10 protein-coding genes are annotated in these 13,198 nt (G+C 71.3%); 9 read left to right on the plus strand and 1 reads right to left on the minus strand.

What is annotated here, in order from left to right; translation table 11 throughout:
* Positions 1–132: 132 nt before the first annotated feature.
* Both ACWGIF_RS26340 and ACWGIF_RS26345 read left to right on the plus strand, forming a co-directional pair.
* The gene (locus ACWGIF_RS26340) at positions 133–1,017 is read left to right on the plus strand and encodes a helix-turn-helix domain-containing protein (RefSeq protein ID WP_453501057.1); all 885 of its coding nucleotides are present in this window, start codon (positions 133–135) and stop codon (positions 1,015–1,017) included.
* 200 nt (positions 1,018–1,217) lie between these two features.
* Positions 1,218–1,427: a DUF397 domain-containing protein gene (locus ACWGIF_RS26345; protein WP_453501059.1), complete on the plus strand. Its 210-nt coding sequence runs from the start codon at positions 1,218–1,220 to the stop codon at positions 1,425–1,427.
* A gap of 264 nt (positions 1,428–1,691) precedes the next feature.
* Here ACWGIF_RS26345 and ACWGIF_RS26350 read toward each other — a convergent pair whose 3' ends face one another.
* Complete coding sequence (locus tag ACWGIF_RS26350; protein WP_453501061.1) at positions 1,692–2,609, minus strand: hypothetical protein; 918 nt, start codon at positions 2,607–2,609, stop codon at positions 1,692–1,694.
* A 149-nt stretch (positions 2,610–2,758) separates the two neighbouring features.
* Here ACWGIF_RS26350 and ACWGIF_RS26355 point away from each other — a divergent pair, with 149 nt between their 5' ends.
* The 7 genes from ACWGIF_RS26355 to ACWGIF_RS26385 all read left to right on the plus strand — a co-directional run bounded on the left by ACWGIF_RS26355 (position 2,759) and on the right by ACWGIF_RS26385 (position 13,128).
* Positions 2,759–4,030, plus strand: a complete 1,272-nt coding sequence (locus ACWGIF_RS26355; protein WP_453501062.1) for an aminotransferase-like domain-containing protein — start codon at positions 2,759–2,761, stop codon at positions 4,028–4,030.
* A gap of 467 nt (positions 4,031–4,497) precedes the next feature.
* A complete protein-coding gene (locus tag ACWGIF_RS26360) occupies positions 4,498–5,052 on the plus strand; it encodes a hypothetical protein (RefSeq protein WP_453501064.1) in 555 nt (184 codons plus the stop codon).
* A 174-nt stretch (positions 5,053–5,226) separates the two neighbouring features.
* Entirely contained in the window at positions 5,227–6,012 is a 786-nt protein-coding gene (locus ACWGIF_RS26365) for an SDR family oxidoreductase (RefSeq protein WP_453501066.1), read from the plus strand.
* Positions 6,013–6,052: 40 nt separating this feature from the next.
* Complete coding sequence (locus tag ACWGIF_RS26370) at positions 6,053–8,629, plus strand: bifunctional FO biosynthesis protein CofGH (protein WP_453501068.1); 2,577 nt, start codon at positions 6,053–6,055, stop codon at positions 8,627–8,629.
* A 240-nt stretch (positions 8,630–8,869) separates the two neighbouring features.
* On the plus strand, positions 8,870–10,234 hold the full coding sequence (locus tag ACWGIF_RS26375; protein WP_453501070.1) for an ADP-ribosylglycohydrolase family protein: 1,365 nt from the start codon (positions 8,870–8,872) through the stop codon (positions 10,232–10,234).
* Between the two features lie 255 nt (positions 10,235–10,489).
* Entirely contained in the window at positions 10,490–11,938 is a 1,449-nt protein-coding gene (locus ACWGIF_RS26380; RefSeq protein ID WP_453501072.1) for a glycosyltransferase family 2 protein, read from the plus strand.
* Between the two features lie 11 nt (positions 11,939–11,949).
* The gene (locus tag ACWGIF_RS26385) at positions 11,950–13,128 is read left to right on the plus strand and encodes a glycoside hydrolase family 113 (RefSeq protein ID WP_453501074.1); all 1,179 of its coding nucleotides are present in this window, start codon (positions 11,950–11,952) and stop codon (positions 13,126–13,128) included.
* Positions 13,129–13,198: the final 70 nt, after the last annotated feature.

Here is a 13,198-nt window from a genome sequence, read left to right on the forward strand (position 1 = left end):
CCCCGCCACCCCGCGCGTCTGTTTCCGGGCCGTTCCCCAGCGCCGCCGCCCGCTTCGGTGGCAGTCTGCTCAACACCAGGCACGCAGAGAGACAGCTGCTGCACGACAGAAGAAGGCGGAGGTGCCGTTCACGTGGCGTCCAATGTCAATCCCACCGTCCGACGCCGCCGACTGGGCATGGAGTTGCGCAAGCTCCGCGAGGACAAGGGCATGACGGCCGAACAGGTCGCCGAGCGCCTCCTCGTCTCCCAGTCGAAGATCAGCCGGCTGGAGAACGGCCGCCGTTCCATCAGCCAGCGCGACGTCCGCGACCTGTGCGACGTGTACGAGGTCGAGGACCGCCGGCTCATCGACTCCCTCATGCAGATGGCGAAGGACTCCCGCCAGCAGGGCTGGTGGCACGCCTTCGGCGACATCCCGTACAGCGTCTACATCGGCCTGGAGACGGACGCCGCCAGCCTGCGCACGTACGAGCCCCTGGTGATCCCCGGACTGCTCCAGACCACGGAGTACGCCCAGGCCCTCGTCCGCGGCGCGTGGCCGGAGACCGCCCCGGCCGACGTGGACAAACGGGTCCAGGTGCGCATGCACCGGCAGAAGCGGCTCTCGGAGACGGACAACAACAACCCGGAGCTCGGGCCGCTGCGCCTGTGGGCGGTCATCGACGAGGCCGCGCTGTGCCGGCGGGTGGGCGACGCCCAGTTGATGATCCGGCAGCTGGAGTACCTGATAGAGCAGTCGGAGCAGCCACACGTCACCGTGCAGGTGATGCCCTTCTCGCTGGGTGCGCACCCGGGCGTCAACGGTCAGTACGCGATCCTGGAGTTCCCGGACGCGTCCGACTCGACGGTGGTCTACATCGAGGGCGTGACGAGCGACCTGTACCTGGAGAAGGCCAACGACGTGCAGAAGTACAGCGTGATGTACGAGCACCTGCGGGCGCAGGCCCTCAACGTCGACGACACGCGTCAGTTCATCTCCGGGATCATCGAGAAATATGCAGACAAGCACGCATAAGCCCCTGATGCACGGGGCCGGAGGCGAAGGGGCCGGTACGGTACACCGTCACTCCCCGGCCACAGAAGGCCTGAATGGAATATGCCACTCGGTCGGGTGAATGCTTCCTTCACCCGTCAGGAGCTGCCGGTAGCGTCGATCAGGTCAGCCGGAGCAATGGCCGACAAGACACCGGAACTACTCGCTCACCGGAGAGAAACATGGCTATTCGCCAGGGCGCCACGGACAACTGGATCAAGTCCTCCTACTCTGCCAACGGCGCCTGCGTCGAGGTCAAGTCCCCCGTCGTGGAGGCCATCGCCGTCCGCGACTCGAAGGTGCAGGACGGCCCGTCCCTCACCTTCGCGCCCGGCTCCTGGACCTCGTTCGTCGCCGACGTCACCGAAGGCCGGCTGGGACGCCTCGCCTGAAGATCACGACGCGCCCCAACCGTCTCGCCCTCACCTCCGGCAACGGCAGGCCCGGCAGAACGATGTGCCGCACGACCTGCACTGCCAGCATTACCCGAATCACCTGCACCGCCGGCATTACCCGTATCACCTGCACCACTGACTGGAGCCCTCTCGACCGGTCCGCCGTCTTGGCCGAGGGGGCTCGGCCATGTCCGCGTACGGCCGTGATCGGCAGCGCCCGGCCTCCGGTCTCCGCGAAGGTGGCCGGCGCAGGGCCCGCCCTCAGCGCAGTTGGTCGACGTAGCGGTCGGTCCCCGGCACCGTCGGGATGAACGGCGCCACCAGCTCCACCCGCCCCAGTCCCGCCGCCGCGACCTCCGCGTCGAGCCCCAGGAAGCGTTCCCAGCAGGTCCGGGGGTCCTCCTGGAGGAACCACAGCAGCGTGAGGCGGGTGTCCACCCCCTCCACCTGCTTGACGTACGTCATCCGGTCACCGGGCAGCGGGGTGGGCCGGAAGAGCGTCACCATCGCGGCCGGGGATCCTTGCAGCCGCTTCGGCAGGGCGCGTGAGCGCAGCCACTCCAGCAACTCGGCCCGCTGCTCGGGGCTCTCGGCGTCGACGACCTGGACCACGAGGCCGGCGTACGGGTGGTCGAGGGCGTGGAAGTCCCGCGGGCCGGCCGCGCCGTCGCGGTAGACGGTGGCCGCGTGGTCCTGGAACGACGTGAAGACGTGGGTGCGGTCCTGGCAGACCCGGCCGTCGCGGTTCAGGCGCTGGTTGATGCCGACGGTCCACTTCATGTGCTCGTCGTAGCGGCCCTCGGTGACCCAGTACGTGGACAGGTAGCAGCCGGCGGTGACCGGCTGGGCTACGGCCGACTGCTCGGGGTAGCGCAGCTCCTGGAGTTCGCGGGTGGCCACCCACCGGCGCCCCGCGTACATCCAGGGCATGGCCATGGCGCCGGCGTAGTAGTGGTCGTCCTCGTACCAGCGGTTGTACGCGTACTCGTGGCCCGGGTGCGGTTCCACCATGGTGATCAGCGCATGGCCGGGGCGGACGCCGTAAGGGCCGACCGCCGCGAGTGCGGCGTAGTCGTCGACGCGGGTGCCGCGCGGCGGATTCTGCCGGGTGTCCTGCCGGGTGTCCTGCGGGGCGTCCTGCGGGGCGTCCTGGCCGGGGGCCTGCTCTCCTGTCGTCATGGGAACGGTCTAGCTGATGTCGCGTCAGATCGGGAGGGGTCGGGAAGCGGCAGACACGAAAGGGCGGACGGGCAAGGGCGGAGAGGAAAGCGGGGCGAAGCGCGAGGAGGACCGGTCCACCACCTGACATATAGGTGTCGCCTACAACGATGTCTCGCTACGATGCGCGCACCCGTCTCCCGGAGGAGCTGCCCGTGTCTGCTGTCGCCGCCGCTGCCCTTGTGCCGCCGCCCGCGTTCGCCACCCGCGCCACCTCGGTGGAGGGCTCCCCGGTACGCGAGATCCTCGCGCTCACCCAGCGCCCCGGGATCATCTCCTTCGCCGGCGGCCTCCCCGCGCCCGAGCTGTTCGACACCGAGGGCCTGCGGGCCTCGTACGACGCCGCGTTCGGCGTGTCGGCGCGGCGCGCGCTCCAGTACTCGACCACCGAGGGCGCGCCGGAACTCCGCGCGGCCGTCGCGGCCCGGGCGACGGCCCGCGGCCTGCCGACGGACGCCGACGACGTGCTCATCACCTCGGGCTCCCAGCAGGCCCTCACCCTCATCACCGGCACCCTGATCGAACCCGGGGACGTGGTGCTGGTGGAGAACCCCACCTACCTGGCGGCCCTCCAGTGCTTCGGGCTGGCGGGGGCCCGGGTGGTCGCCGTGCCCTGCGACGAGCAGGGCATCCTCCCGGACGCGCTGGCGGAACTCGTCGCTCGGGAGCGGCCGAAGCTGCTCTACACCGTGCCCACCTTCCAGAACCCGACGGGACGCACCCTGCCGGCCGCCCGGCGGGCCGCGGTGGCGGAGATCGCCGCGCGCCTCGGTCTGTGGCTGGTCGAGGACGACCCGTACGGCGACCTCCGCTACGAGGGCTCCCCCATCCCGTGGCTCGCGGCGCATCCGGGTGCGGAGGACCGTACGGCCCTGCTCGGCAGCTTCTCGAAGATCATGGCGCCGGGGCTGCGCCTGGGCTGGCTCCGGGCGCCGGCGGCGCTGCGCGGGGCCGCGGTGGTCGCGAAGCAGGCGGCGGACCTCCACACGTCCACGGTGGACCAGCTGGCCGCGGCGCACTACCTCGCGACGGTGGACCTGGACGCCCACATCGCCACGGTGCGCGCGGCGTACCGCGAACGCCGGGACGCCCTGCAGACGGCCCTGAGCCGGACCCTCCCGGCGGACTGCGAGTGGAACCTGCCCGCGGGCGGCATGTTCGTCTGGGCCCGCCTCCCCGAGGACCACGACGCGACGGCCCTCCTCAAGACGGCCGTGGCCCACGACGTCGCCTTCGTCCCGGGAGCCCCCTTCTACACGGACACCCCCGACCCCCGCACGCTGCGCCTGACCTTCACGACGCACACCCCGTCCGAGATAGCGGAGGGCGCCGCCCGCCTGGGGCGGGCGCTGTCGGAGTACGGCGGACGGCAGGGGACGTGACGGGTGACGGAAACGGGCGGCGGCGGGCGGGGGCCGATCAAGACTTCTCGGCGGTGAGCCCGCGGCACGGGGTGGCGTAGGACTCCGTGACCACGGCGGATCGTCTTCGGCTTGGGGCGCGGGCTGCGCGGCGAAGGTGACCGACAGCTGGAATGCCCTGGTGGTGGCGGGTCATCGCCGATACCTTCCCCTGATCATCCACACCTCAGGAGGACGGTTCCATGCATGAGCGGCGCGCGAGACCGGCGGTCGGCCTCCGTCTCGTTGTGGGGGCAGTCGGCATCGCGCTGACCGTGGTCGGGTGCGCCGCGGGATCCGGGCGGTCTTCGGCCGGGGACGCGGGTGCACCGTCGGCCTCGACTTCGGCCTCGACTTCGGCCTCTTCTTCGGCCTCGGCTCCGGCCTCGCCGTCCGGCTCCCCGTCCGCCCCGGGCGTCACGGGCCGCTGGCTGACCCCCGACCAACTGGTGGCGGCCGCAGTGCCGGACGCGGACGTCCCCGATTCGTATGGGAACCCGGTCGACATCCGGAGGCCCGCGAAGCCGGACCCGCGGTTCAAGCCCCCGTCGGACCTCGCCTGCGGGCGCGTGCTCGACGCCGCGTACGCGCAGATGAACGTGAACACCGCCCCGACCGTGGCCGAGCAGATATTCAACTGGAAGAACGACGCGTTCTCCAGCAGCAGCTTCCTCGCCTCGTACAAAGAATCCCGTGCGCAGATCGTCTTCTCGCTGCTCCGGGACGGCCTGACCACCTGCCGGTACTACGAGCAGGAAGGTCCTTCCGGGATCCAGAAGAACACGGTGGCCGTCGCGCCCGCCCCGCCCCTCGGCGACGAGGCCGTGCAGTTCGAGATCTCGATTCCGACGGAAACGGGCCGGCACGTGACGCAGTACACGATCGTCCGGACGGGGCACTGCGTCGCGACCTTCACCAAGAGCTCGGACGGCCAGGTGGGGCGGGCCTTCCCGCCCGCCGTGATCGCACGGCAGATCGCCCTGCTGGAGGAGGCCCAGCGCTGAGGGGTGGCGGCCGCCCGACCCGTTCGGCCGCCGGTCCCGCGCTCCTCGCGAGCCCTTCCCAGCCCACCCCCTCGCGAGCCCTTCCCAGCCCACCCCCTCGTGGGACCCTTCCCAACCCACCTCGCCTCCCCTAGCCTGACGGCCCGTCAGATACGCCGCGTGCTGGAGGCCGTCATGCTGCTGCAAGGGAAGACCGTCATCGTCTCCGGCGTCGGGGCCGGGCTCGGGCATCAGGTGGCCGCCGCCGTCGTGCGGGACGGGGGGAACGCCGTGCTCGGGGCGCGGACCGAGGCGAATCTGGCCAAGTCCGCCGCCGAGATCGACCCCGACGGGGTTCGTACCGCCTACCGGGCCACCGACATCGGTGACGAGCGGCAGTGCGAGGCGCTCGCGGCGCTCGCACGGGAGCGGTTCGGGGGTGTGGACGCCGTCGTGCACGTCGCCGCCTGGGACTCGTACTTCGGGGGGCTGGAGGACGCCGACTTCGGGACCTGGCAGCAGATCATCGACGTGAACCTCCTGGGGACCTTGAGGATGACTCGGGCCTGCCTGCCCGCGCTCAAGGAGGGTGGTGGAGGCTCGGTCGTGGTCATCGGGACGCAGTCCGCCGTTGCCGCGCCCAACGAGGTGCAGCAGGCGGCCTACGCCGCCAGCAAAGGGGCCCTGACGTCGGCCATGTATTCCATGGCCCGCGAGCTCGGCCCCCACCGGATCCGCGTCAACACCGTGCTGCCCGGGTGGATGTGGGGGCCGCCCGTGCAGGCTTTCGTCACCTTTACCGCCCATACGGAAGGCGTTCCCGAGGCCGAGGTGCACGCCCGCCTCACACAGCGGATGGCCCTGCCCGACCTCGCCACCGACGGGGACGTGGCGGACGCCGCTGTGTTCTTCGCCTCAGACCGGGCGCGGGCGATAACCGGCCAGTCCCTGCTGGTCAACGCCGGTGAGCTGATGAGGTGAGCCACACCACCGCCGGAACATCGGATCGTATGCTCGCCACATGACCACTCCGAGTGACGCTCCGACCGAAAACGCGATGCGCCGCGCGCTCCGGCGGGCGCGAGACGGCGTCGCGCTCGACGCGACCGAGGCGGCCGTGCTCCTCCAGGCGCGCGGCGAGGCCCTGAGGGATCTCGCCGCCTCCGCCGCACGGGTAAGGGACTCCGGGCTCGCCGCCGCAGGGCGGCCCGGCGTGATCACGTACTCGCGCAAGGTCTTCATCCCCCTCACGCGCCTGTGTCGCGACAAGTGTCACTACTGCACCTTCGTCACCGTCCCGGGCAAGCTCCGCAAGAGCGGCCACGGGATGTACCTCTCCCCCGACGAGGTCCTCGACATCGCCCGCCAAGGCGCTGCCATGGGATGCAAGGAAGCGCTCTTCACCCTCGGCGACCGCCCCGAGGACCGCTGGCCCGAGGCGCGCGAGTGGCTCGACGCGCACGGGTACGACGACACCCTCGCCTATGTGCGCGCCATGGCGATCCGGGTCCTGGAGGAGACGGGGCTGCTGCCGCACCTCAATCCCGGGGTGATGTCCTGGTCGGATCTGCAGCGCCTGAAGCCGGTGGCGCCGAGCATGGGCATGATGCTGGAGACCACAGCCACCCGTCTGTGGTCCGAGCCCGGCGGTCCCCACCACGGCTCCCCCGACAAGGATCCGGCGCTGCGGCTGCGAGTGCTGGAGGACGCGGGCCGCTCCAACGTCCCCTTCACCACCGGTGTGTTGATCGGGATCGGCGAGTCCTACGACGAGCGGGCCGAGGCGTTCTTCGAGCTCCGGCGGATCCAGCGTGCCTACCACGGCATCCAGGAGGTCATCGTCCAGAACTTCCGCGCCAAGCCGGACACCGCCATGCGCGGCATGCCGGACGCGGAGCTGGAGGAGCTGGCGGCCGCCATCGCCGTCGCCCGCCACATCCTGGGCCCGAGCGCCCGGATCCAGGCCCCGCCGAACCTGGTGGACGCCGAGTACGCCCTGCTCATCGGGGCGGGCATCGACGACTGGGGCGGGGTCTCGCCGCTGACCCCCGACCACGTCAACCCCGAGCGCCCCTGGCCGCACATCGAGGAGCTGGCCGAGCGCACCGCCGCCGCCGGCTTCGAGCTGCGCGAACGCCTCACCATCTACCCGGAGTTCCTGCAGCGCGGCGAGCCGTGGCTGGACCCCCGGCTGCTGCCGCACGTACGGGCGCTGGCGGATGGCGGCACGGGGCTGGCGGACGAGTCCGCGAAGGTCGAGGGGCGGCCCTGGCAGGAGCCGGACGAGGGGTTCGCCGCATACGGGCGCACCGATCTGCACGCCGCCATCGACACCGAGGGCCGCACCGGCGACCGCCGCGACGACTTCGACGAGGTGTACGGCGACTGGGAGGCGCTGCGGGAGGCGGCGGCTCCCGGGATGGTGGCCGAGCGCATCGACACGGACGTGCGGGGCGCCCTCGCGCAGGCCGCGGACGATCCGGTGAAGCTGACCGACGCGCAGGCGCTCGCGCTGCTGCACGCGGACGGGCCGGCCCTGGACGCGCTGTGCCGGATCGCCGACGACCTGCGCAGGTCGGTCGTGGGCGATGAGGTCACCTACATCGTCACGCGGAACATCAACTTCACCAACGTCTGCTACACCGGCTGCCGCTTCTGCGCCTTCGCACAGCGGCGTACGGACGCCGACGCGTACACGCTGTCGCTGGACCAGGTCGCCGACCGCGCCGCCCAGGCGTGGGACGTCGGCGCGGTCGAGGTGTGCATGCAGGGCGGCATCCATCCGGACCTGCCCGGGACGGCGTACTTCGACATCGCGCGCGCGGTGAAGCAGCGGGTCCCGGGCATGCACGTGCACGCCTTCTCGCCGATGGAGGTCGTCAACGGCGCCACGCGTACGGGGATGTCCGTACGGGACTGGCTGACGGCGGCCAAGGAGGCCGGCCTGGACTCCATCCCGGGCACGGCGGCGGAGATCCTCGACGACGAGGTCCGCTGGGTCCTGACGAAGGGCAAGCTCCCGACGGCGGACTGGATCGACGTGATCACCACCGCGCACGAGCTGGGGATCCGCTCCTCGTCCACGATGATGTACGGGCATGTGGACCAGCCGCGGCACTGGCTCGGCCACTTCCGCACGCTGGGCCGGATCCAGGAGCGGACGGGCGGCTTCACCGAGTTCGTGACGCTGCCGTTCATCCACACCAACGCGCCCGTGTACCTGGCGGGCATCTCCCGGCCCGGCCCGACGGTCCGCGACAACCGCGCGGTGACGGCGATGGCCCGGCTCCTGCTCCACCCGCACATTCCCAACATCCAGACGAGCTGGGTGAAGCTGGGCGCGGAGGGCGCCGCGGAGATGCTCCGGTCCGGGGCGAACGACCTGGGCGGGACGCTGATGGAGGAGACCATCTCGCGGATGGCGGGATCGAGTTACGGCTCGTACAAGTCGGTCCAGGACCTGATCGCCGTCGCCGAGGCCGCCGGCCGGCCCGCGAAGGCCCGTACGACGCTGTACGGGGAGGTGCCGCCGGAGCGGCAGGACGCGGCCCGGGCCTCGGACGGCCACCTGCCGGAGCTGCTGCCCGTACTGGACTGAGCACTGCGGAGGGGAGCCGCGACGGGCTCCCCTCCGTTCGACTGACAAAGCATGTATGCCATCGGCCAGGTCGTGGCCGGAAGTGTTCGGATTCTGGTCGATCTCCGCCCACTTACCGCCCACTTACCGGCCGCTTGGCGAACCACTTCCGAATCCGATCGAAGCTGTCCACTACAGTGCGGATTTCGCATGCGCGGCGGGTACGAGTCAGCTGGGGGCGCGGTGCCGGGGGTGGACGAAGTGAGCGGTACGAACGGCACGATGGGCGGAGCCGGTGGAGCGGGCGGTCCCGGCTCGGGCGCCGGCACGGCCACCGGACCCGCGGGTTCGGCATCCGCCGCGGAACCCGCACCGACGGCCGGCCCCGCAGCCCCGGCCACACCCGCGGCACCCGCCACCGCCCCCGCCACAGCCGCGGCCTCCGCCGCCCCACTCGCACCAGGCGCCGCCCCGACCGCCGCACCCGCCGCCGCGGCCCGCGCCCTCGGCCGGAGTGTCATCACCGGCCTCTGGGGCCGCGTCGAGCAGCAGGACTTCCGCAGCCGCGTCCGCGGCGCCCTCCTCGGCTCCGCCCTCGGCGACGCCCTCGGCGCCCCCCTGGCCGGCCTCTCCCTCGACGCCGTCCGGGCGGCCCACGGCCCGGAAGGTCTGACCGGACCCGCACCCGCGCACGGGCGCCGCGGCAGGATCACCGCCGCCACCCAGCTCACCCTGTTCACCGTGGACGGGCTGATACGGGCCCACGTACGCCGCGACACCGGTGTCTGGCACCCGCCCACCGACATCCACCGCGCGTACCGGCGCTGGGCCGCCACGCAGCACGACTGGGGCCCCGACGAGCGCCGCAAGGACAACGGCTGGCTCGCGCAGGAGGAGTGGCTCTACGCCCGCCGCGGGCCGGAGCGCGCCTGCCTGACCGGCTTCGCCGACGAGGTGCTCGGCACCCTGGATCAGCCCAAGAACCCCCACGCCCGTGATGCGGCCGCCGCCTCGCGCTCGGCCCCCTTCGGACTGCTGGTCGGCTGGGAGCCCGCCCTGGTCCTCCAGCTCACCGTCGAGTGCGCCGCGCAGAGCCACGGCCACCCCTGCGCCACGCTCTCGGCCGGCGCGCTGGCGGTCATCGTCCACGGCCTGACCCGCGGCGACTCCCTCGACTCCGCCGTCCAGCGCACCCTGGGCCTGCTGGGCACGCGCCCCGGCCACCAGCCCGTCACGGACGCCCTCCAGCGCGCGCTGGCCGCCGTGACCCGGGGTCAGCCGGGCGCCGACGCCGTCGAGGCCCTCACCCCGGGCGAGGCCGGTGCCGAACACGCCCTCGCCGTCGCCGTCTACTGCGCGCTGGTCGCCGAGGACGTTTCGCACGGCCTGCGCCTCGCCGTCAACCACGGCGGCGACTCCAGCGCCGCGGGCGCCCTGTGCGGGGCGCTGCTCGGCGCCCTCCACGGCGAGACCGCCCTGCCGGCCGCCTGGCTCGCCGAACTCGAAGGCCGTGCCACGCTGCTGGAGATCTCCGACGACTTCGCCCTGGAGATGACCCAGGGTCCGACCCTCCACAACCCCGCCCAATCCGCGCCGGGCTGGCTCACGAGATATCCCCCGCTCTAGGGCGGTCTTCGGGATCGTGCCGGGCCCGCGCTGCCCGGCACGACCGGAAGGACACGCCCCAGCCGCACTCCGGTCGAAAGCCAATACCGGTCCCTATCAAGACCTTACGGACTTCAGGGTGATTCCACTCATGTCACTCCGCACGCAAGTTCGTGATAAAACGATCGGCACACAAGTGAGTCGATTCGCCGTAACGGGGCGGCGGAATGCGACGCAACATTCCTTGACAGAGAAACGCATGACCGGGCGGAGTTCATGACCACCTCCACACAGCACGTCGCGGCGCCCGGAACCCGACGCGCCGGCAGGCTGATGCGGCGTCAGGCCTCCTGGAAGCCCAGTCTGCTCCCGTTCTTCATCACGGGCATAGCCGCCTATCTCGTTTCATCCTGGCTCTATTACGACGAGAACACCCTCATGGGATGGGCCGTCACCATTCTCTGGACCCTCCCCGTCGCGAGTTCCCTCGTCGGCATCGCCGGAGCCGTGCTGACGCGCCGCCGCATCAAACGCCAGCGCGACTGGGCACCCCCGGAGCCGGTGACGCAGGACCGCCTGATCGTGCTCGTGCCCACCATCGGACGCCACGACACGTATCCCGCCCTCGAACGTTCGGTCCTGTCGTACTGCGAGTTCATGCCCGCCTGGTTCCGGGACCTGCGCATCGAAGTGCTGACGGAGGAGGGGTGCGAGGCCGCCGAGCGCATCGACGCGCTCGCCGCCACGCACCCCCTGATCCGCGTGGTCACCGTCCCCAAGGCGTACAAGACGCCGAACGGCACGCGGTTCAAGGCCCGGGCCAACCATTACTCGCACGAACTGCGCATCGCCGAGGGCGAGGCCCTGGACGACGTCTGGGTGCTGCACATGGACGACGACACCGGGGTGGGCCCCGACACCGCCCAGCAGGTCGCCCGGTTCATCAACGCCCAGCGCCGTGCGGGCGACGACGCCAAGCACCTGGCCCAGGGGATGCTCACCTATCCCCGCGAGAACGCCGTCAACCGCCTCACCTGGCTCGCCGACGCCATCCGCCCCGCCGACGACATCGCACGCTTCGCGGTCCTCACCGGTGGCGGCACCCCGCTCGTCGGCCTCCACGGCGAACTGCTGCTGATCCGCTCGTCGATCGAGGCGACCATCGGCTGGGACTTCGGCCCCGACTCCATCTGTGAGGACGCCCACCTCGCCCTGGTCTTCTCCAGCCGGTACAAGGGCCGCAGCGACTGGTTCTCCGGCCGCAGCTACGGCGCCTCGCCTTCCAACATGCGCGACTTCCTCAAGCAGCGCGAGCGGTGGTCCTGGGGCCTGGTCGGCCTGGCCTTCAACAAGACGCTGCCGCGCCACTCCCGCGCCCTGCTGATGTACAGCGTGACCACGTGGGTCATCGGCCCCTTCCAGCACGTCGCCGTGGTCCTCGCGGCCGGCGCGCTGATGGGCGACGTCAACACCTCGCCCGTCAGCCCCTGGATCCTGCCGCTGTGGGCCATCACCATGGGCTACGCCGTGTGGATGTACTGGGAGGGGCTGAAGATCAACGCCTCCGTGTCGGCCAACGGCCGCCGCCTGTGGTGGGAACCGCCGGCCGTGCTCCTGCTCATGCCCTTCTTCGCGATCTGGGAGGCGTGCGGCTCGTTCAAGGGCCTGCTGCGCTACCTGCGCGGAACCGAGAACCAGTTCGTCGTCATCGCGAAGCCGGCCTGATGAGAGCAGCCATGCGCCCTTCCCCGTACGCCCGCTCCACGTCCCGCGTCGCCGGTCTCGTCGCCGTCCTCGTCCTGGCCCTCACCTCCTGCGGACTCCTCGACGACACGCCGGCCTCGCCCGGGGCCGAGGGCTCGGGCTCCTCCCGGGGCTCCGCGTCCGCCTCCGCGTCCGCGCCCTCGTCCGTTCCGCAGGTCACCAAGCCGTGGAAGGAAGGCGACCCGGAACTGGGCGTCCAGGTCCTCTGGTACGCGGACCCGGCCGAGAAGGACAGCACCGTACGGGCCAAGGCCCGCAAGGTCGTCGACTACGTCGTCGGCCGGGACATGAACTCGCTCTCGGTCTCGTTCCCCTTCGTCACCAAGGGCGTCACGTCCAGCAAGGTCGAGGCCGGACCGATCACGCCGAGCACCGCCCATCTGGCCATCCTGCTCGACGAGGCCGCGGCCAGCGGGCTGCGCCTGACCGTACGACCGCTGCTCGACGAGCAGTCGATCATGGCGCAGGATCGGCTCGCCTGGCGCGGCAAGATCAAGCCCGCCGACCCGGCCGCGTGGTTCGCCTCCTACCAGCAGTTCCTCAAGCCGTACCTGGAGCTCTCCGCCCAGCACAAGGTGAAGACCTTCGTGATCGGGACGGAGCTCTCCTCCCTGGAGACCGACGCCCGGTGGAAGGGCGTCGTCGACACCGCGCAGCAGTCCTTCCCCGGCGAGATCACCTACGCCGTCAACTGGGACATGTACGTCGAGCGCGATCTCACCATGCCGGTCAAGGCCGTCGGCGTGGACGCGTACTTCCCGCTCAAGGAACTCAAGGACGACGCGCCGGTCAGCGCGATCGTCGACGGCTGGCAGAAGTGGCTCGACAAGAAGAAGGCCACCGCGAAGCCCGCCGGCAAGGTCCTGCTGTACGAGGTCGGCGCACCGGCCGAGAACGGCGCCTACGGGCATCCCGGCGCCTGGGCGGGGAAGACCGCCCCCCTCAACCTCCAAGTCCAGAAGAACTGGTTCGACGCCGTCTGCCAGGTGGCCCGCGCCCGCGGCATGTCCGGCCTGTACTGGTGGAAGCTCGACTTCCACCAGGACCCGGCCGCGTTCGACGCACAGGACGACTCCCACGACTCCTTCCTCGGCCGGCCGGCCGAGGAGTCCGTCACCGCCTGCTTCCGGCAGTGGTCGGGCCTCAGCTGAACCGCCGCGCATCGCGCGCCACCCCTGCGCCGCTCCTCTCCTCTTTCCTTTCCGCTCCATAGGAATCAGC

This window comes from Streptomyces sp. NPDC054849 (assembly GCF_053610945.1).

What these genes read in the sequence shown, in the direction of transcription:
- ACWGIF_RS26345 (WP_453501059.1), top strand. Translation starts at nt 1,218, where the DNA reads ATGGCTATTCGCCAGGGCGCCACGGACAACTGGATCAAGTCCTCCTAC.
- ACWGIF_RS26350 (WP_453501061.1), bottom strand. Translation starts at nt 2,609, where the DNA reads ATGACGACAGGAGAGCAGGCCCCCGGCCAGGACGCCCCGCAGGACGCC.
- ACWGIF_RS26355 (WP_453501062.1), top strand. Translation starts at nt 2,759, where the DNA reads ATGTCTCGCTACGATGCGCGCACCCGTCTCCCGGAGGAGCTGCCCGTG.
- ACWGIF_RS26365 (WP_453501066.1), top strand. Translation starts at nt 5,227, where the DNA reads ATGCTGCTGCAAGGGAAGACCGTCATCGTCTCCGGCGTCGGGGCCGGG.
- ACWGIF_RS26370 (WP_453501068.1), top strand. Translation starts at nt 6,053, where the DNA reads ATGACCACTCCGAGTGACGCTCCGACCGAAAACGCGATGCGCCGCGCG.
- ACWGIF_RS26380 (WP_453501072.1), top strand. Translation starts at nt 10,490, where the DNA reads ATGACCACCTCCACACAGCACGTCGCGGCGCCCGGAACCCGACGCGCC.
- ACWGIF_RS26385 (WP_453501074.1), top strand. Translation starts at nt 11,950, where the DNA reads ATGCGCCCTTCCCCGTACGCCCGCTCCACGTCCCGCGTCGCCGGTCTC.